A 19,370-nucleotide genomic window follows, 5' to 3' on the forward strand; every position below is an offset into this window, starting at 1 on the left:
GCGTTTTGTCTGTGGCTCCTCGCAGTTGGTCCGTCACACGTGTGACGCGGACCGCCGCCGGGCGGCTCAGCCGGCGTCGGCCGCACCGCCCACGGTCTGCGTCGCCTCGCCCCGGACGTGCCCGTCACCAGTGACGATGTACTTGGTGCTGGTCAGCTCGGGCAGGCCCATCGGACCCCGGGCGTGCAGCTTCTGGGTCGAGATGCCGATCTCGGCGCCGAAGCCGAACTCACCGCCGTCGGTGAACCTGGTCGAGGCGTTGACAGCCACCGTGGTGGCATCGACCAGCTGGGTGAACCGGCGGGCGGCTGCCTGCGAAGTGGTGACGATCGCCTCGGTGTGGCCGGAGGACCAGCGGCGGATGTGCGCGACGGCGGCCTCCAGCGAGGGCACCACGGCGGCGGCCAGGTCGTAGGAGAGGTACTCGGTCTCCCAGTCCTCCTCGGTGGCCGGCACCACGGTGGCCGGCGAGCCCTCCGCGGCCTTGAGCACCGCGTCGTCGCCGTGCACCGTCACCCCGGCCCCGGCGAGCGCCGCGAGTGCCGGCGGCAGGAAGGCGTCCGCGATGTCCTGGTGGACCAGCAGGGTCTCGGCGGAGTTGCAGACGCTGACCCGCTGGGCCTTGGAGTTCAGCAGGATGCCGACGGCCATCGCCAGGTCGGCCCGGGCGTCCACGTAGACGTGGCAGTTGCCGGTGCCGGTCTCGATCACCGGGACGGTCGAGCCCTCGACCACCGCGCGGATCAGCGAGGCGCCGCCGCGCGGGATCAGCACGTCCACCAGGCCGCGGGCGCGCATCAGCTCCTGGACGGAGTCCCGGCTCTCGCCCGGCACCAGCTGGATCACGTCGGCGGGCAGGCCCGCCGCGGCCACGGCGTCGCGCAGCACGGCGACCAGCGCGGTGTTGGAGCGGTAGGCGGAGGCCGAACCGCGCAGCAGCACCGCGTTGCCGGACTTCAGGCAGAGCGCGGCGGCGTCCACGGTGACGTTCGGGCGGGCCTCGTAGATGATGCCGACGACGCCGAGCGGCACCCGGACCTGCCGGACGTCCAGGCCGTTGGGCAGCGTGTAGCCGCGGACCACCTCGCCGACCGGGTCGGGCAGGCCGACCACGTCACGGACGTCCGAGGCGATCGCGGCGATCCGCGCGTCGTCGAGGCTCAGCCGGTCGATCACCGACTCGGCGGTGCCGGCCTCGCGGGCCCGGGCGACGTCCTCGGCGTTGGCGGCGGTGATCTCGGCGCTGCGGGCCACCAGGGCGTCCGCGATCGCCAGCAGCGCGGCGTCCTTCGCCCGGCGCGGCAGCGGGGCGAGCTCGGCGGCGGCCTCCCGGGCTCGGCGCGCTACGGCGAGGACGGGGCTGTCGGCGGTGGCGAGGTCGCTGGTCATGCGCCAAGGGTAGCGACTGCCGGAACGCCGGAGGCCGGGTATTTCGCCCGGTGAGACGCCCCACCGGGCGGGCCGCCGGGCACCCGACCGCACGCCCCACCGGGCGGGCCGCCCGACACTGCGCGGCGCGCGCCCCGCCGCCGTTCCCGCCGTTCCCGCTGTCAGTACGGGTGCACGCCGCCCAGCTGCGGCGGCGGATCGCCGAAGCCCTCGGCTACCCGCTTGTGGTACGTCGCCCGGTCGACGACCTCCAGGCCGACGATCTCCCACGGCGGCAGCTTCGCGGTCGCCTTGTGCTCGCCCCACAGCCGCAGCGCTATCGCCGCCGCGTCGTGCAGGTCGCGGGCCTGCTCCCAGTAGCGGATCTCGGCGTGGTCGGCCGCGTAGCGGGCGGTCAGGAAGAACGAGTGGTCGTGGGCCAGCCGCTCCAGCCCGGCCCGCAGCTCCGGCAGCGGGGTGACCGGCCCGGACACGCTCAGCACCACGTGCCAGAGCCGGGCCTGCTCGGGCACCGTGGGCGGCTCGCCCGCTTCCTGCCGGTCCGGCCGGTTGTTGCGTACCGCGCCGGGCCCGTGCTGCGGCGGACCGGCCGGATCGGCTGGGCCGCTGTCCTCGCGCCCGCCGTCGATGCTGGTCAGCCGCCGGCCCGCCGTTCGTCCGGTCAGCGCTGCCTCGCGCCTGCGTTCCACCGGCGGCCTCCTGTTCGGCGATGTCGTGTCGTCGTCCCCGCCGGCCCCGGCCCGGCACGTACGGGCTGCGCCCCTCCCCGCCCGTGGCCGGGCGTGCACTCCGGGCGGATCCGCCCGTGCCGCGTGCGGGCGGTCAGCCGCGCAGGACGACCAGGTCGTCGCGGTGGACGACCTCCCGCTCGTACGCGGCGCCGAACTCCTGGGCCAGGTCTCGGGTGGACCGGCCGAGCAGGCGGGGCAACTCCCTCGCATCAAAGTTGACCAGTCCGCGCGCCACGATGTGGCCGTTTTCGGCAAGAAGGTCCACCGGATCACCCGCGGTGAACTCGCCGTCCACCTTGGTGACCCCGGCGGGCAGCAGTGAGGCGCCTCCGGAGACCACCGCCTCGACCGCACCCTCGTCCAGGTGCAGGGCGCCGCGCGGGCTGCTGGCGTGGGCCAGCCAGAGCAGCCGGTCGGAGGAGCGGCTGCCGGTGCGCAGGAACAGCGTGCCGGTGGGGCGGCCGGCCAGCGCGTCGGCGGCCTGGCTGGCGGCGGTGAGCACCACCGGGATGCCCGCCCCGGTCGCGATCCGGGCCGCCTCGACCTTGGTGACCATGCCGCCGGTGCCGACGCCGGCCTTGCCCGCGCTGCCGATCTCGATGCCGTCGAGGTCCTGCGGGCCGGCCACCTGCGCGATCCGGCGGGTGTCCGGGCGGCTCGGGTCGCCGTTGTAGAGGCCGTCCACGTCGGAGAGCAGCACGAGCAGGTCGGCCCGGACGAGGTGGGCGACCAGGGCGGCCAGCCGGTCGTTGTCACCGAACTTGATTTCGGCGGTGGCGACGGTGTCGTTCTCGTTGACGACCGGCATCGCGCCCATCGCCAGCAGCTGGTCGAGGGTCCGGTAGGCGTTGCGGTAGTGCACCCGGCGGCTGGCGTCCTCGGCGGTCAGCAGCACCTGGCCGACCCGGATGCCGTACCGGGCGAAGGAGGCGGTGTAGCGCGCGACCAGCAGGCCCTGGCCGACGCTGGCGGCGGCCTGCTGGCGGGCGAGGTCCTTGGGCCGCCGGTCGAGGCCGAGCGGGGCGAGGCCGGCGGCGATGGCACCGGAGGAGACCAGGACGACCTCGGGGGCGTCCGGGCGGCTGCGGACCTTGGCGATCGCGTCGACCAGGGCGTCGACCCGGTCGGCGTCCAGGCCGCCGGCCGCCGTGGTGAGTGAGGAGGAGCCGACCTTGACGACGATCCGCCGGGCGGTCAGCACCTCCTCGCGCAGTGCGTCCTCGGTCATCTCGCTGTACGCCCTTCCGGTGTGGTACGGGTACGACGGGCCGGGGCCCGGTCGTCACCCCCGCAATCTACGCGATCGGCGTACCGCCCCCGCAGGGCATTTCACCGGCTGGACCCGGCCTGGTCACGGGCCTGCCACAGGGCGTCCGGCAATCCGGCCGACTGGTATGGTCCCTGACCGAAAGCCAGATCGGGGGACGGCTTCTTGCCCGCTGTACCCATGTCTCCAACCCTTCTTGGATCGGGCAGCACCGCACGGGCATGCCGGCAACGGTTTCGCGGGCGCGTGCCCAGGAGTTAGCGCACAGATGCGTTCGAACAGCATGAAGCTCACCGTCGCCGCACTGGCGGCGGCCACCGCACTCTCGCTCGCCGCCTGCGGCCCGGACAACGCCGATCCCTCCGCGGGTGGCGATGCGGCCGCGACCACGCCGGCCGGTGCCGCGGCGGCCGGCGGTGCCGCCACGGGCGGCGCGGCCACCGGTGGTGCCGCCACGGGCGGGGCCGGCGGTACCGCCACCTCCCCGGCGGCCGCGGGTGGTGCGGCCGGGGCGGGCAGCGCGCCGTCCGCGGGTGCGACCGGCGCGGCCGGCGGTGCGGCCGCGGGTGGTGCGGCGGCCGGTGGTGCGGCAGCCGGCCTGCCGAAGGCCACCACCTCGGTCAAGGTCGGCCAGCCGGCCACCGTCGAGTTCATCGACAAGACCTCGGACATGAACACCAAGCTGGAGATCACCGTCACCGGCTACGAGACGGGTTCCGTCGAGGACCTCAAGGCCGCCGGCGTCAGCACCGCCGGCCTGGAGGGCCGCACCCTGGTGTACCTCAGCTACACCATCAAGAACCTCGGCGACAAGAAGCTCTCCTTCACCGCACCGAACTCCAAGTTCCTGGTGTTCGACCAGGAGGGCAAGCAGGGCTCCTTCGCGGGCAACTCCGCGAAGCCGCTCCCCAAGTGCGCCCCGCCCACGTACCAGGGCGTGGCCAAGGGCATGGAGGTCAAGGGCTGTGACGTCGTGAGCCTCCCCGGCAAGGCGCCGGCGGCCCTGGTCGCCTACACGGAGAACGTCGACCGCACCAAGTACCAGGCCTCCTGGTCGAAGTAACGTTTCGCCGTATCCGGAAAACGCCGCGGCCCCCGCCACCTCGAAAGGTGGCGGGGGCCGCGGCGGTTCGCGATCAGTCCTCGTCGTCGTCGCCCTCGATGGCCGCCGGACGGCCGCTGGAGAGCGCCTCGAAGGCGAGGAACTCGTCCTCGGCCGCGTCGCGGCCCTTCAGCTTCTCGCGGCGGCGGTCGACCGCCGGGCGCGGGCTCTCCAGGCGGTGGTCCTCACCACGGCGGCCGAGCATCTCGGCGCCGGCGGCCATGGTCGGCTCCCAGTCGAAGACGACCGCGTTCTCCTCCGCGCCGATGATGACGGTGTCGCCCTCGTGGGCGCCGACCTTCCAGAGCTTGTCCTCGACGCCGAGGCGGGCCAGCCGGTCGGCCAGGTAGCCGACGGCCTCGTCGTTGGTGAAGTCGGTCTGGCGGACCCAGCGCTCCGGCTTCGTGCCCCGGATGCGGTAGGCGCCGTCCTCCTCGGAGATGGTGAAGCCCTCGTCGTCCACGGCCTTCGGCCGCAGCACGATCCGGGTCGGCTCCTCAAGGGGCTTGGCCGCCCGGGCCTCGGAGACGATCTGCGCCATCGCGAAGCTCAGCTCGCGCAGGCCCTTGCGGGAGGCGGCGGACACCTCGAAGACGCGGTAGCCGCGCTCCTCCAGCGACGCCCGGGTGAGGTCGGCGATGTCCTGGCCGTCCGGCACGTCGATCTTGTTCAGCGCGACCAGCCGCGGGCGGTTGTCGAGGCCGCCGTACTCGGAGAGCTCGGCCTCGATGGTCTCCAGGTCGGTGAGCGGGTCACGGCCCGGCTCCAGCGTCGCGCAGTCCAGCACGTGCACCAGCACCGAACAGCGCTCGACGTGGCGCAGGAACTCCAGGCCCAGGCCGCGGCCCTGGCTGGCGCCCGGGATCAGGCCGGGGACGTCGGCGACGGTGTAGACGGTGTCCCCGGCGGTGACCACGCCCAGGTTCGGGATCAGGGTGGTGAACGGGTAGTCCGCGATCTTCGGCTTGGCGGCCGAGAGCACCGAGATCAGCGAGGACTTGCCGGCGCTCGGGTAGCCCACCAGGGCCACGTCGGCGACGGACTTGAGCTCCATCACGATGTCGCGGGCGTCACCGGGCTCGCCGAGCAGGGCGAAGCCGGGCGCCTTGCGGCGGGACGAGGACAGCGCCGAGTTGCCGAGGCCGCCACGGCCGCCGGCGGCGGCGATGAAGCTCGTCCCGTGGCCGACCAGGTCGGCGAGCACGTTGCCCTGCTTGTCCATCACCACGGTGCCGTCCGGCACCAGCAGCTCAAGATCGTGGCCGTCGGCACCGGTGCGGTGGCCGCCCGCGCCGGGCTTGCCGTTGGTCGCCTTGCGTTTCGGCGAGTGGTGGTACTCCAGCAGGGTGGTGATCTGCGCGTCCACGGTGAGGATGACGCTGCCGCCCTCACCGCCGTTGCCGCCGTCCGGACCGCCGAGCGGCTTGAACTTCTCCCGGTGCACGGAGGCGCAGCCGTGGCCCCCGTTACCCGCGGCGACGTGAAGCTCGACGCGGTCCACGAAGGTGGTCATGGGGGTGCCTCCAGTAAGAAGAAGTCTGCGTACCTGCGGTAAAGCACGAAGGGTGGACCGGATCATTCCGGCCCACCCCTCATTGTGAGTCTTGTCGGACTCAGGCCTCGACAGCCACGATGTTGACGACCTTGCGGCCGCGACGGGTGCCGAACTGCACCGCACCGGCGGACAGCGCGAACAGGGTGTCGTCGCCACCACGGCCGACGTTGGCGCCCGGGTGGAAGTGGGTGCCACGCTGGCGGACGATGATCTCGCCGGCGGAGACGACCTGGCCGCCGAAGCGCTTCACGCCGAGGCGCTGGGCGTTCGAGTCACGGCCGTTCCGGGTAGAGCTTGCGCCCTTCTTGTGTGCCATCTCGCTATCCCCTTACTTGCTGACGGAGTCGATGCTCGTGATGCGCACAGCGGTGTGGCGCTGGCGGTGACCCTGGCGACGACGGTAGCCGGTCTTGTTCTTGTAGCGCAGGATGACGATCTTGTCGCCCTTGGTCTGGTCGACCACCTCGGCGTGAGCCTTCACACCGGCCAGCACCCACGGGTCGGAGGTGACATCGTCACCGTCGACGACCAGGATGGTGGAGAGCTCCACCGAGTCACCCGGCTTGGCCTCGATACGGTCAATCTCCAGCACGTCGCCGATGGCGACCTTGTGCTGGCGGCCGCCTGCGCGAACGATCGCGTACATGCGGTACCCCATTTCCTAACTCGGTCGGAGCTCCTGATGCCAGCCACCTGGGTACGGACACAGGGGCCTCCCCCGGCAGCTCTGACGAGATGCGGGAGGTGATGTTGCTCGGGAGCAAGGCGTAGACACGCCGAAGGTCAAGAATACGGACGGGCACCCCTCGGGGCAAACCGGACCGTACGGGCCCGGGGCGAGTGGTCGCCCGCCCCGGGCCACGGGCACTACTCGGCTGCCGAATCACCCTCGGCGGCCGCGGCCTTCTTGGCCGCCGCGCTCGTCCGCTTGGTGGCGGTCTTGCGGGCGGTGGTCTTCTTCACGGCCGCCGCCGTGGTCTTCTTGGCGGCCGTCTTCTTCGCGGTGGTCTTGCGAGCGGCCCGCTTCTTCGGCGCCGGCGCCTCGTCGGCGGGCTCCTCGGTCGCGGCGGGCTCCTCGGCAGGTGCCTCGGCAGCCGGCTCGGCGGCGACGGCCTCGGCCGGCGCCTCCACGGGCTCCTCGACGGGCGCCTCGGCCACCGGCTCGGCCACCGGCTCGACGGGCGTCTCGGCGGCCGTCAGGGCCGCCTCCAGCGCCGCGTCGGCCCGGGCCTGCAGCACCACGATCTCCGCCTCGGCGGGCGCACCCGCCGGAGCCGTCGCCTTGCGCACCGCACGGCGGCGGGTACGGCCGGCCGGCGCCGCCGGGGCGGCCGGGATCTCGACCAGGCTCGGCTGGGCCGGCTCCTCGGCCACCGGCTCGGCGACCGGCTCGACGATCACCGCGGCGGCGGCGGCCTCGGCCACCGGCACCTCGATCGCCAGCTGGCCGTCGATCTCCTCGTGCTCGTCGTGCCCGAGGTCCTCGGCGATCTCCTCGAAGACCTCCGCGGCCGTCTCGGCAGTCGCCGACTCGTCGTGGGCCGCACCGCCCTTGCCCCGGCGCCGGCGCTTGCCGGTGCCCGCGGCCGCCTCGCCCGCCGCGACGGCCTGGCCGCCACCGCTGTGGACGTGGGAGCTCGGCTGCTCCATGTGCACGATCACGCCGCGGCCGTTGCAGTGCACGCACGGCTCGGAGAAGGACTCCAGCAGGCCCTGGCCGACCCGCTTGCGGGTCATCTGGACCAGCCCGAGCGAGGTGACCTCGGCCACCTGGTGCTTGGTCCGGTCCCGGCCCAGGCACTCCAGCAGGCGGCGCAGCACCAGGTCCCGGTTGGACTCCAGCACCATGTCGATGAAGTCGATCACGATGATGCCGCCGAGGTCGCGCAGCCGCAGCTGGCGCACGATCTCCTCGGCCGCCTCGATGTTGTTCCGGGTGACGGTCTCTTCGAGGTTGCCGCCCTGACCGACGAACTTGCCGGTGTTGACGTCGATGACGATCATCGCCTCGGTGCGGTCGATCACCAGCGAACCACCGCTGGGCAGCCAGACCTTGCGGTCCAGCGCCTTCATCAGCTGCTCGTCGATCCGGTAGGTGGCGAACACGTCCACCTCGGAGGTCCACCGCTGGAGCCGCTCGGCGAGGTCCGGCGCGACGTTGGACACGTAGTCGTGGATGGTGTTCCACGCCTCGTTGCCCGAGACGATGACCTTGGTGAAGTCCTCGTTGAAGATGTCGCGGACGACCCGGACGGTCATGTCCGGCTCGCCGTACAGCAGCGCGGGGGCGTTGCCGGTCGCGGCCTTCTTCTGGATCTCCTCCCACTGCTGCTGGAGGCGCTGGACGTCGCGGGTCAGCTCCTCCTCGGAGGCGCCCTCGGCGGCGGTGCGCACGATGACGCCCGCGTCGTCCGGGACGATCTTCTTCAGGATCTGCTTCAGGCGGGCGCGCTCGTTCTCCGGCAGCTTGCGGGAGATGCCGGTCATCGAGCCCTCGGGCACGTACACCAGGTAGCGGCCGGGCAGCGAGATCTGGCTGGTCAGGCGGGCGCCCTTGTGGCCGATCGGGTCCTTGGAGACCTGCACCAGCACGGACTGGCCGGACTTCAGCACCGACTCGATCCGGCGCGGGCCGCCGTGGCCGCCCAGCGCGCCGAAGTTGACCTCACCGGCGTAGAGCACCGCGTTACGGCCCTTGCCGATGTCGACGAAGGCGGCCTCCATCGACGGCAGCACGTTCTGGACCTTGCCCAGGTAGACGTTGCCGACGTACGAGGTGGCCTGCTCCTTGTTGACGTAGTGCTCGACCAGCACGCCGTCCTCAAGGACGCCGATCTGGGTGCGCTGGCCGTTCTGACGCACCACCATGACGCGCTCGACCGACTCGCGGCGGGCCAGGAACTCGGCCTCGGTGATGATCGGCACCCGGCGGCGGCCCAGCTCGCGGCCCTCGCGGCGGCGCTGCTTCTTCGCCTCCAGACGGGTGGAGCCCTTGATGGACTGCACCTCGTCCGGGTCGAAGGACGGCTCGGTGGAACGGCGACGCGGCTCGCGCACCTTCACGACCGTGCGGACGCCGTCCTCGGTGGTCTCGGGGGCCTCGGTGGCGCCGGCCTCACCGCTGCGGCGGCGACGGCGGCGACGGCGACGGGAGGAGGCCAGGCCGGCCGACAGGTCGTCGTCCTCGTCCTCCTCGTCGTCGGCGACGGCCGCGGCCGGCTCCTCGACGGACTGCTCGGCCTCGACGGCCTCGGTCTCGAACTCCTCGGCCTCACCGCGACGGCGGCGACGGCCGCCCCGGCGGCGGCGGCGGGACGGACGACCGTCCTCCCACTCGTCCTCGACCTCCGGGCCGGTGGCCACGGGCGCCTCGACGACGGCCGGGGCCGGGGTCTCGGCCACCGGTGCCTCGACGACGGCCTGGGCCTTCACGGGCGCCTTGGCCGGCGCCTTGGCGGGTGCCTTGGCCGGCGCCTCGGCGGCGGCCTTGCGGCGGGACGGCGTCTGCACCCGCACCTGGGTGCGGGTCCGCCGACGGCGGCCGACGCCGCTGTACTCGTACTCGTCCTCCTCGTCACGCGCCACGACCGGGGCCGCGACCGGCTCCGCGGCCGCAGCCTTGACCGGGGCCGCAGCCTTGACCTGGGCCGGAGCCTGGGCCGGAGCGGCCTCGGCGGCCGGCTGCGCGGCAGCCTGGCCGGCCGGGGCGACGTAGGGGGCGGGCTCCTGGAAGACCGGGGCCTGGAAGATCGCGGTGGACGGGCGGACCGCGCGGCGGCGCACCCGGTGGGTCGGCTCGGCCTCGGCGACGGGGGCCGGAGCGGGCGGCTCGGCGGCCGGCTCGGGCACGACGGCCTCGGCCTCGGCGACCGGCTCCTCCTCGGCCACCGGCTCCTCGACCGGAGCGGCCTCGACGACCGGCGCGGCCTCGACCACGCGGCGGCGGCGCGGACGGCGGGCCGGCGCCTCCTCGGCGGGCGCGGCCTCCGCGGCGGGCGCCTCGACGACCGGGGCGGCCTCGACGACGGCCTCGACGACGGGCGCGGCCTCCGCGGCCGGCTGCTCGGCGGGGGTGCTGACCGGTGCCTCGGCACGCTTGCGGGCGCGGCGGGCCCGGACGGGCTTCTCCGCCGCCGGCTCGGCCTCCACGGGCGCGGCCTCGACGGCGGGCGCCTCGGCGGCCGGCGCATCGGCCGGCGGCCCGGTGACGACGATCTCGGTGGCCTCCGGGGCCCCGGCGGGGGCCTCGGCACGCTTGCGGGTGCGGCGGGCCCGGACGGGCTTCTCCGCCGCCGGCTCGGCCTCCACGGGCGCGGCCTCGACGGCGGGCGCCTCGGCGGCCGGCGCATCGGCCGGGACGACCGTCTCGGCGGCCTCGGCGGCCGCTCCCTGCGGGGTGCCCGCCGGGCGGGACACCGCACGGCGGCGGCGGCGCGGCGGCGCGGCGGACGTGCCCTCACCGCCGACGGCGCCGGATTCGTTCTGTTCCGCTGCCGCAGACTGCTGCGGATCGGTGTTATCGAGCATGCGGGTGGATCTCCCGTCAGGCCCCCGGGCTCCGTATCCGGGCACGGCGGGGCACCGGTGGCCGACCGGCATCACGACGGATGCCCGGGCCGGATCCTTTCCCAGTGCCACCGTGCGGACGCGAGGCCGCACAGGGGCTCGTAGTCTCGCTCGGCGCCCCGCACACGGCGGGGTGTCGAAAGTCTTCTGGTCTGACCAGTCTTCTGAGGTTTTCCAAGCTTCGCCGTCCCCCAACCCCGGGTGGCTCCCGGACGGGGTCCTCGGGCCCACCGACCATCCGGGTCGGCGGGCCGCAAGAGGCCGGCCTGTGCTTCGACGACGCTCGCTCCCCTGGGGAGCCGCGGGGGCCTGGAGGACCACCGGTCCAGTGAGGCACTGGGCCGGGCCTCCGCCCGCTAGGCGGACGCGGTTGCGCGCGGCTCGGCGGCCGTCAGAGGGACGGCCGGGGCCGCGGCGCGGTCGAGCGCCAGCGGGTCGGTCACCGTGCCGGTCTCCTCGTCGAGCGGCCCCTGCGCCAGCCTGGTCACCTCTGCGGGGACCGGCGGCGCCAGGTCGGCCGTCGCACGGAGACCGGACAATACGTCGTCGGGTCGTACGGCGGGTGTGGCGTGTCGTACTACCAGGCGCAGTATCGCACAGGGACGGCCCGTCCGAACATCGCGGGCCCCTTCGCCTTCTGTGTCCGTACCGCCGTCGACCTGCGACGGGAGGAGCTCCAGCGCCGCCACGGCGCCGCGCGCGTCGAAGACCCGCACGCCGTTCTTGGTCAGGCGTTCGACCTCGACCCGCTCCTCGGCAAGGAACGAGGCGATCGCGGAGGCCGCCTCCTCCCGGGTGACACCGTCCAGCCGGACCTGCCACGCGGAGGCCTCCAGGCGCTCCACGAAGTTCGGCGTCCGGACCTCGACCGCGTCGATGATGTCCAGGCCGTCCGGCAGCGACTCGTCGAGCTGCGCACGCAGCTCCTCCGGGTCGCGGACCGCGGCGAGCCCGATCTCCAGGTACTCCGCCTCGCTCGCCACCCCGGTCGGGGCGGCGTTGGCGTACGACACCTTCGGGTGGGGGGTGAAGCCCGCGGAGTAGGCCATCGGAACGGCCGAGCGGCGCAGGGCGCGCTCGAAGGCGCGCTGGAAGTCGCGGTGGCTGGTGAAGCGGAGCCGGCCGCGCTTGGTGTAGCGGAGACGAATCCGCTGCACCGTCGGTGCGGGCGGCGGACCGTCGGGCGTACGGCGTGCCAGGGTCGCTCAGTCCTTAGTCAGTTGTCCCCGTCCGGCGCGACGCTTTTCCGCCACTGTCCGGACTCTGTCACCTCAAAGGGTACGCGCCCGCACGCCCGCCCCGCTCCGCCCCCGGTCCGCACCCCCACCCCGGGCCACCGACGACGACGCCCCCGCCGGATTCCTCCGACGGGGGCGCCACCACGGGTCCGGCTACTTGACGACCGTCAGCGGCAGCAACTTCTGCCCGGTGGGGCCGATCTGGATCTGGGTGTCCATCTGAGGACACACGCCGCAGTCGAAGCACGGCGTCCAGCGGCAGTCGTCGACCTCGACCTCCTCCAGGGCGTCCTGCCAGTCCTCCCAGAGCCAGTCCTTGTCGAGGCCGCTGTCCAGGTGGTCCCAGGGCAGCACCTCCTCGTAGGTGCGCTCGCGGGTGGTGTACCAGTCGACGTCGACGCCGGTGCCGGCCAGGCCCTTCTCGGCCGAGGCCATCCAGCGGTCGTAGGAGAAGTGCTCGCGCCAGCCGTCGAAACGGCCGCCGTCGTCGTAGACCGCCCGGATGACGGCGCCGATCCGGCGGTCACCGCGGGAGAGCAGGCCCTCGACGATGCCGGGCTTGCCGTCGTGGTAGCGGTAGCCGATGTTCTTGCCGTACTTGCGGTCGCCGCGGATGGAGTCGCGCAGCTTGGCCAGGCGGGCGTCGGTGTCCTCGGCGGACAGCTGCGGGGCCCACTGGAACGGGGTGTGCGGCTTGGGCACGAACCCGCCGATGGAGACGGTGCAGCGGATGTCGTTCTGGCCGGTGACCTCGCGGCCCTTCTGGATGACGTTCTTCGCCATCTGGCCGATCTGGAGCACGTCCTCGTCGGTCTCGGTGGGCAGGCCGCACATGAAGTACAGCTTCACCTGGCGCCAGCCGTTGCCGTAGGCGGTGGAGACGGTGCGGATGAGGTCCTCCTCCGACACCATCTTGTTGATCACCTTGCGCATGCGCTCGCTGCCGCCCTCGGGGGCGAAGGTGAGGCCCGAGCGGCGGCCGTTGCGGCTCAGCTCGTTGGCGAGGTCGATGTTGAAGGCGTCGACGCGGGTGGACGGCAGGGACAGGCCGACCTTGTCCTCGCTGTAGCGGTCGGCCAGGCCCTTGGCGATGTCACCGATCTCGGTGTGGTCGGCGCTGGACAGCGAGAGCAGGCCGACCTCCTCGAAGCCGGTGGCCTTCAGGCCGCGCTCGACCATCTCGCCGATGCCGGTGATGCTTCGCTCCCGCACGGGGCGCGTGATCATGCCGGCCTGGCAGAAGCGGCAGCCGCGGGTGCAGCCGCGGAAGATCTCGACGGACATCCGCTCGTGCACGGTCTCGGCGAGCGGGACGAGCGGCTGCTTGGGGTAGGGCCACTCGTCGAGGTCCATCACGGTGTGCTTGGAGACCCGCCACGGCACGCCGGGCGCGTTGGGCACGACGCGGCCGATCCGGCCGTCGGCGAGGTACTCCACGTCGTAGAACCTGGGGACGTACACGCCGCCGGTGCGGGCCAGGCGCAGCAGGATCTCCTCGCGCCCGCCCGGGCGGCCCTCGGCCTTCCAGCCGCGGATCAGCTCGGTGATGTCGAGCACGGCCTGCTCGCCGTCGCCGACCACCGCGCAGTCGATGAAGTCCGCGATCGGCTCGGGGTTGAACGCGGCGTGGCCGCCGGCGAGCACGATCGGGTCGTCCTCGGTGCGGTCGGCGGCGTTCAGCGGGATGCCGGCGAGGTCGAGCGCGGCCAGCATGTTGGTGTAGCCGAGCTCGGTGGAGAAGGAGAGCCCGAAGACGTCGAAGGCCTTCACCGGGCGGTGCGCGTCGACGGTGAACTGCGGGACGTCGTGCTCGCGCATCAGCGCTTCGAGGTCCGGCCAGACGCTGTACGTCCGCTCGGCCAGCACGCCCTCGCGCTCGTTGAGCACCTCGTAGAGGATCATGACGCCCTGGTTGGGCAGGCCCACCTCGTAGGCGTCGGGGTACATCAGCGCCCAACGGACGTCGCAGGCGTCCCAGTCCTTGACGGTCGAGTTCAGCTCGCCGCCGACGTACTGGATCGGCTTCTGGACGTGCGGGAGGAGGGCCTCCAGGCGTGGGAAGACCGATTCGACAGTCATGTACTAGGAACCCTTACGACGTTGAGTTGAGAGGTGTCGCGCGCACCGGCCCCGGTCGGGGAGGCGGGCGACGTCTTGGGAGGGGGTGACCCTCAAGGGTAGCCGAATCGCGGCGGCTGCCTCGAAGCCGCCGTCCGGCCCGACCGGGCGGCGGGGGCCGGGGCCGGCCCCGGGCGACCCGCATCCGGCGCGTGACCACCGCCCGACGGCTCCGCGGTAGTGGCCATTGACATGGCCGGATGCTGCGTGCGGTACTGGCAAGGCCTGCCCGGTAGCGCCCTGAAATCCGTCGATAAAAGGGAGTTGGCCATGCGCGACAGCACCGCCGGCGCCCTCCCGGTCGAGGCGGCCGAGACGGTCAAGACGGCCGATGCGGCCGAGACGGCCGAGACGGCCGAGGCAGCAGCGACGGCAGCGGCCGGGCCCAGCGGGGGCGACCGGACGAGGGCCGGGGCGCGCGCCGCGGTCCTCGTGCGCCGGCCGCCGAAGAAGGGGATCACCGGCGGCGGCTCCACCGGCAACTGACCAGCGCCCGCGGCGAACGGCCCCCGGCTGCGGCGCCGGCGGCCGCGCGGCAGCACCACGGCGAGGAGAACCATGACCGACACCGGCCGACGGGTGCGCAGCGCCGCAGCGTCCCACCGCCCGGACCGGTACCCCACGGTGGCGCAGGCCGTGGCCGCCGCCCGGCGCCTCGGCGAGCGGTTCCCCGGTCGCTGCCGGCTGCGCGAGGTGGGCTCGTCCCGGGCCGGGCGCCCGTTGGTCCTGCTCTCCGTCGACGAGGGCGAGCGCACCGTCCTGGTGGTCGGCGGCCCGCACCCGAACGAGCCGGTGGGGGTGGCCTCCGCGGTGCGGCTGGCCGAGCGGGTGCTGGAGCTGCCGCCGCGCCCCGGCGTGGCCTGGCACGTGCTGTTCTGCCTGGATCCGGACGGTGCCGCCCTCAATGACGGCTGGCTGGCGGGCCCGCTGTCCGCCGCGCGGCACTACGAGCACTTCTTCCGGCCCGCGTTCGACGAGCAGCCGGAGCTGCTGCCGCCCGGGGACGGCGGCGGCCCGCCGCTGCCGGAGAGCCTGGTGCTGACCGGTCTGATCGACGAGCTGCGGCCGGTGCTCCAGTGCTCGCTGCACGGGGTGGACTTCGGCGGGGCGTTCGTCCAGCTGACGCGGCCGGTCCCTGCTCTGGCCGAGCGTTTCGCCCGCTCGGTGGCCCGCGGCGGCATCCCGTTGGACATCGATTCCTACGATGCGGTGGGCTGGGACAGTCCGGCGCCCGGCACGTACGTGATGCCGGCGCCGGGCGCGGGCTCCCAGGTGCTGCCGGACCGGCCCGAGCTCTCCACCTGGTCGTACGCCGGCCGGCACGGCGGGGTGACGGCCGTGCTGGAGGTGCCGATGTGGGCCGTCGACGCCGTCCGCGACGCGCGGCCGCACCCGGAGGTCCGGGCGGCGGTGGGGGCCGCCGCGGCCACGCTGGGCTCCCGGGTCGAGGCGCTGGCCGCGCTGCTGCCGCTGGCCCCGGCGCACGCGGGTGCGGCGTACGGGCCGCTGCTGCGTGCGGTGGACTTCAACCTCCGGGTCTGCCCGCTGCTGGTGGAGGAGCTGCGCACCGGCTGGTGTGCCGCCCCGCTCTCGGTCTCCCGGGTGACCACGGCGCAGATCGTGGCGGAGCGGCTGCCGCTGCGGATCGCGTCGATGCTGCTCCGGCTGCTCTCCGACACGGGTGGTCCGGCGGTCGAGGCGGCCCGGGCGCGGGCCGGCGCCATCGTGGCGGCGGGCCTGGCCGGGCTGGACCGGCTCGGCGCCCGCTGGGTGCCGGTGGAGGCCCAGGTGGCGCACCAGGCGCGGGCGGTCCTGGCCGCCGCCGACTGCGTGCTCGGGTAGCGCCGCCGGCGGCGGTCCGATGCGGCCGGCGGGGCCGGGCACACGACGGGGCCGGTCCGGGGGAGCTCCCCCGGGCCGGCCCCGGTCACCGCGCTCAGGCCGCTATCGGCCGTTGGCTCTGCACCGCCTGCAGCAGCCCGATCGCCACCCAGGTGGCGAACATCGACGATCCGCCGTAGGAGACGAAGGGCAGCGGGATGCCGGCCACCGGCATGATGCCCAGGCACATCCCGATGTTCTCGAAGCCCTGGAAGGCGAACCAGGCGACCACTCCGGCGGCCACGACGGTGCCGTACAGGTCGGTCGCGTGCCGGGCGACCCGGCAGCCCCGCCAGAGCACCACGCCGAGCAGCACGATGATCGCCATCGCCCCGAGGAAGCCCAGCTCCTCGCCGGCCACCGTGAAGACGAAGTCGGTCTGCTGCTCCGGCACGAACTGCCCGGTGGTCTGGGTGCCGTGGAACAGCCCCTTGCCGGTCAGCCCGCCCGAGCCGATCGCGATCCGGGCCTGCGCGGTGTTGTAGCCGACGCCGGACGGGTCGAGCGCCGGGTTGGCGAAGGCCGCGAAGCGGTCGATCTGGTACTTGCTCAGCACGCCGAGCTTCCAGATCGCCACGCAGCCGCCGACCCCGGCCAGGATCAGGCCCATCACCCAGCGGTTGGCCGCGCCGGAGGCCAGCAGGATGCCGAGCACGATGACGGCCATCACCATCACCGAGCCGGCGTCCGGCATCAGCATCACGACCGCCATCGGCAGCGTCGCCCAGACCAGCCCGCGGAACACCGCCCGGTGCGAGGGGAACTCCCGCTCCCCCGCGTCCACCTGGTCGGCCAGCACGACGGCCATCGCCAGCACGATCGCCAGCTTCGCGAACTCGGCCGGCTGGACGGAGAAGCCGCCACCGAGCTGGATCCAGGAGTGCTGGCCGTTGATGGTCGAACCGAGCGGGCTCAGCGTGGCCGCCAGCAGCAGGATCACGCCGACGTACAGGAACGGCACCACCGTGCGGAACCGGCGGCTCCCTATCGCTATCACCACTGCGCACAGCACCATCCCGATCAGCACGTTGGTGAGGTGCCGGAACAGGAAGTACTGCGGATCGCCGTGGGTGAGCGAGTCCCGCCCGCGGGTGGCCGACCAGACCAGCAGCGAGCTGCCCAGCGACAGCACCAGCGCGGCCAGCAGCAGTATCCAGTCGATCCGCCAGATCGGGGAGTCCTTGGCGAGGGCCTTGGACACCCCGCCGCGCTGCGGGGCGAGCCGCAGCTGCCGGTACGACCCGTAGGAGCTCATGCCCGGCTCCTTCCGGTGCCGCGGGTGGGTTCGAGCGCGGCGTCCGCCGCGGTGAGCAGGGTCACCGGGCCGGACGGCTGCGCCGGGTCCAGGAAGACCCGCGGCGAGGCGCCGGTCACCCCGGGGTCGCCGAGCTCCGCCGGGGCGTACGCGGCGGGCTTGATGATCGCGGTGCCGTCCGCGTTGAACTTCGGCAGCTCGGCCTGCGGCTTGGGCAGCAGCGCCTTCCCGCCGTCGACGTTGCCCTTGTCGTCGACGCCGTACAGCGACTGGTAGATGCGGCGGATCGCGTCGCCGGAACCGCCGGAGCCGGTGCCGCCCTGGCTTATCGTCATCACGACCGCGTAGTCGTCGCTGTAGGTGGTCAGCCACGAGGTGGTCTGCTTGCCCTCGACCTCGGCGGTGCCGGTCTTGGCGTGCAGCTCGATCTTGCCCTGCGGCCACCCGGCGCCGGTGAACTTCCAGGCGGCGGTGCCGCCGGTGACGACGCCCGCGGTGGCCTGGTCGATGTAGCTCAGCAGCTTCTGGTCGCCGGGGAACTTGCCGTCCTCGTGCGGGGCGATCTCGCGGACGAGATCCCCGCTCGGGCTCATCACCGCCTTGGCGACGGTCGGCCGGTAGAAGGTGCCGCCGTTGGCGAGCGCCGAGTAGATCCGGGCCATCTGGATCGGGGTGACGAGCGTGTCGCCCTGGCCGATCGCGAAGTTGACCGAGTCACCGGCGCGCATCTGGTAGCCGTCGACGCAGTTCTCGCGGGCGATCTGGTCGGAGAAGGTGGTGCCGCCCTTCTCCGCCTGCTTGCACCAGGCGTCCTTGTTGTTGTCGAAGAAGGACTGCTTCCACTGCCGGTCCGGCACCCGGCCGGTGACCTCGCTGGGCAGGTCGATGCCGGTCTTGGCGCCGAGGCCGAACTGGTGGGCGGTCTTGTAGAACCAGTCCGCCGTGTCCTTCTTCGGCTTGATGCCGCCGTCCTTCATCCACTGGTCGTAGGCCAGACCGTAGAAGACGGTGTCGCAGGAGATCTCCAGCGCCTTCTCCAGCGAGATGTCGCCGAAGCTCTCGCTCTCGAAGTTCTTGAACTCACGGCCGCCGATGGTCATGCTCTTCGGGCACGGGTAGTGCCCGTCCAGCGAGTAGCCGGCCTGCACGGCGGCGGTGGTGGAGATGACCTTGAAGGTCGAGCCGGGCGCGGACTGACCCTGTATGGCCCGGTTCAGCAGCGGGAAGTTGGACTCCTTGCTGGTCAGCGCCTGGTAGTCCTTGCCCGCGATGCCGCCCTGCCAGAGGTTCGGGTCGTAGGTCGGGGCGCTGGCCATGGCGACGATCCGCCCGGTGTGCACGTCCATCACCACGGCGGCGCCGGAGTCGGCCTCGTAGTTGCGGTTGGTCACCTTGTCGAAGGTGTTGCGGGCGTCGTTCATCGCCTGCGCCAGATTGTCCTCGACGACCTTCTGCACCCGGGCGTCGATGCTGGTCACCAGGTTGTTGCCGGTCTGCGGCGCGACCGTGCCGGCGGTGCCGATCACCCGGCCGAGGTTGTCCACCTCCAGCTTGGTGATGCCGGCGGTGCCGCGGAGGTCGCGGTCGTACACCGATTCCAGCCCGGCCCGGCCGATCTGGTCGGCCGGCAGGTAGCGGTCCAGCCCGGCCTTGGCGGCGGTCTTGGAGACCTCCTCGTCCGTCACCGGGGAGAGGTAGCCGAGCACCTGGGCCATGTTGGCGCCCTCGACGCCGGTGTAATGGCGCACGGCGGTGGGCTGGGCGGTCACCCCGGGGAAGTCCTCGCGGCGCTCCATCATCTGCAGCGCCTGCTGGGTGGTCGCCTCCTTGGTGACCGGGATCGGCTGGTAGGGCGAGCCGTTCCAGCAGGGCTGCGGGGTCTTGGCGTCGCAGAGCCGGACCTTCTCCTGGACGTCCTTCACCGGCATGCCGAGGACGTCGGCGAGGCGGCCGAGCACCGCCTTGCCGCCGTCCTTCTGCTGCAGCAGGGACGTCCGGCTGACGGAGACGACCAGCTTGGTCTCGTTGCCGGCCAGGATCCGGCCGGAGGCGTCCAGGATCTCGCCGCGCACCGCGGGCTCGACCACCTCGCGGACGTGGTTCCCGGTCGCCTTGGCGGTGTACTCCTTGGCGTTGCGGATCTGCAGGTACCAGAGCCGCCCGCCGAGGGTGGCGAGCAGCGAGAGCACCAGGATCTGCAGCACCACCAGACGGATCGTCACCCGCCGGGTACGGCCGGTCTCGGGGATGTTGCTCACGTCGCGTGCG

At 73.1% G+C, this 19,370-nt stretch carries 14 protein-coding genes; 3 read left to right on the forward strand and 11 right to left on the reverse strand.

All coding sequences use genetic code 11. The features are described from left to right. Positions 1-66: 66 nt before the first annotated feature. From OH807_RS14610 to proB, 3 genes are all read right to left on the reverse strand, one after another. A complete protein-coding gene (locus OH807_RS14610) occupies positions 67-1,389 on the reverse strand; it encodes a glutamate-5-semialdehyde dehydrogenase (RefSeq protein WP_406198510.1) in 1,323 nt (440 codons plus the stop codon). Between the two features lie 161 nt (positions 1,390-1,550). After that, the gene (locus OH807_RS14615; RefSeq protein ID WP_406198512.1) at positions 1,551-2,078 is read right to left on the reverse strand and encodes a hypothetical protein; all 528 of its coding nucleotides are present in this window, start codon (positions 2,076-2,078) and stop codon (positions 1,551-1,553) included. A 133-nt stretch (positions 2,079-2,211) separates the two neighbouring features. Then, on the reverse strand, positions 2,212-3,348 hold the full coding sequence (proB, locus tag OH807_RS14620; protein ID WP_406198515.1) for a glutamate 5-kinase: 1,137 nt from the start codon (positions 3,346-3,348) through the stop codon (positions 2,212-2,214). 307 nt (positions 3,349-3,655) lie between these two features. Between proB and OH807_RS14625 the strand changes: the two genes are divergently transcribed. Beyond that, positions 3,656-4,450 (forward strand): hypothetical protein, encoded by a 795-nt coding sequence (locus OH807_RS14625; protein WP_406198517.1) that lies wholly within the window; start codon positions 3,656-3,658, stop codon positions 4,448-4,450. A gap of 73 nt (positions 4,451-4,523) precedes the next feature. Here OH807_RS14625 and obgE read toward each other — a convergent pair whose 3' ends face one another. The 6 genes from obgE to OH807_RS14655 form a co-directional block, all read right to left on the reverse strand. After that, positions 4,524-6,002: a GTPase ObgE gene (gene obgE, locus OH807_RS14630; RefSeq protein ID WP_406198519.1), complete on the reverse strand. Its 1,479-nt coding sequence runs from the start codon at positions 6,000-6,002 to the stop codon at positions 4,524-4,526. Positions 6,003-6,102: 100 nt separating this feature from the next. Next, positions 6,103-6,360, reverse strand: coding sequence for a 50S ribosomal protein L27 (gene rpmA / locus OH807_RS14635; protein ID WP_329487622.1), 258 nt, complete (start codon positions 6,358-6,360; stop codon positions 6,103-6,105). Between the two features lie 12 nt (positions 6,361-6,372). Further along, positions 6,373-6,690 (reverse strand): 50S ribosomal protein L21, encoded by a 318-nt coding sequence (rplU, locus tag OH807_RS14640; RefSeq protein ID WP_406198522.1) that lies wholly within the window; start codon positions 6,688-6,690, stop codon positions 6,373-6,375. 221 nt (positions 6,691-6,911) lie between these two features. After that, positions 6,912-10,571, reverse strand: coding sequence for a ribonuclease E/G (locus tag OH807_RS14645; RefSeq protein ID WP_406198524.1), 3,660 nt, complete (start codon positions 10,569-10,571; stop codon positions 6,912-6,914). A gap of 395 nt (positions 10,572-10,966) precedes the next feature. Further along, positions 10,967-11,767, reverse strand: a complete 801-nt coding sequence (locus tag OH807_RS14650) for a TIGR03936 family radical SAM-associated protein (protein WP_406198525.1) — start codon at positions 11,765-11,767, stop codon at positions 10,967-10,969. Between the two features lie 234 nt (positions 11,768-12,001). Next, positions 12,002-13,927 (reverse strand): TIGR03960 family B12-binding radical SAM protein, encoded by a 1,926-nt coding sequence (locus OH807_RS14655; RefSeq protein ID WP_406198527.1) that lies wholly within the window; start codon positions 13,925-13,927, stop codon positions 12,002-12,004. A 309-nt stretch (positions 13,928-14,236) separates the two neighbouring features. On the opposite strand from OH807_RS14655, the gene OH807_RS14660 reads away from it, so the two are divergent. Both OH807_RS14660 and OH807_RS14665 read left to right on the forward strand, forming a co-directional pair. Then, positions 14,237-14,452 (forward strand): hypothetical protein, encoded by a 216-nt coding sequence (locus OH807_RS14660; protein ID WP_406198529.1) that lies wholly within the window; start codon positions 14,237-14,239, stop codon positions 14,450-14,452. Positions 14,453-14,524: 72 nt separating this feature from the next. Further along, positions 14,525-15,808, forward strand: a complete 1,284-nt coding sequence (locus OH807_RS14665) for a M14 family zinc carboxypeptidase (RefSeq protein ID WP_406198531.1) — start codon at positions 14,525-14,527, stop codon at positions 15,806-15,808. A gap of 94 nt (positions 15,809-15,902) precedes the next feature. Here OH807_RS14665 and rodA read toward each other — a convergent pair whose 3' ends face one another. Both rodA and mrdA read right to left on the reverse strand, forming a co-directional pair. Next, entirely contained in the window at positions 15,903-17,102 is a 1,200-nt protein-coding gene (gene rodA / locus OH807_RS14670; RefSeq protein ID WP_406198534.1) for a rod shape-determining protein RodA, read from the reverse strand. Beyond that, a complete protein-coding gene (gene mrdA, locus OH807_RS14675; protein ID WP_406198536.1) occupies positions 17,099-19,360 on the reverse strand; it encodes a penicillin-binding protein 2 in 2,262 nt (753 codons plus the stop codon). The genes rodA and mrdA overlap by 4 nt, the downstream gene beginning before the upstream one ends. Between the last annotated feature and the right edge of the window lie 10 nt (positions 19,361-19,370).

Origin of the sequence: Kitasatospora sp. NBC_01560, assembly GCF_045208415.1 — a bacterium.
GTDB lineage: Bacteria > Actinomycetota > Actinomycetes > Streptomycetales > Streptomycetaceae > Kitasatospora.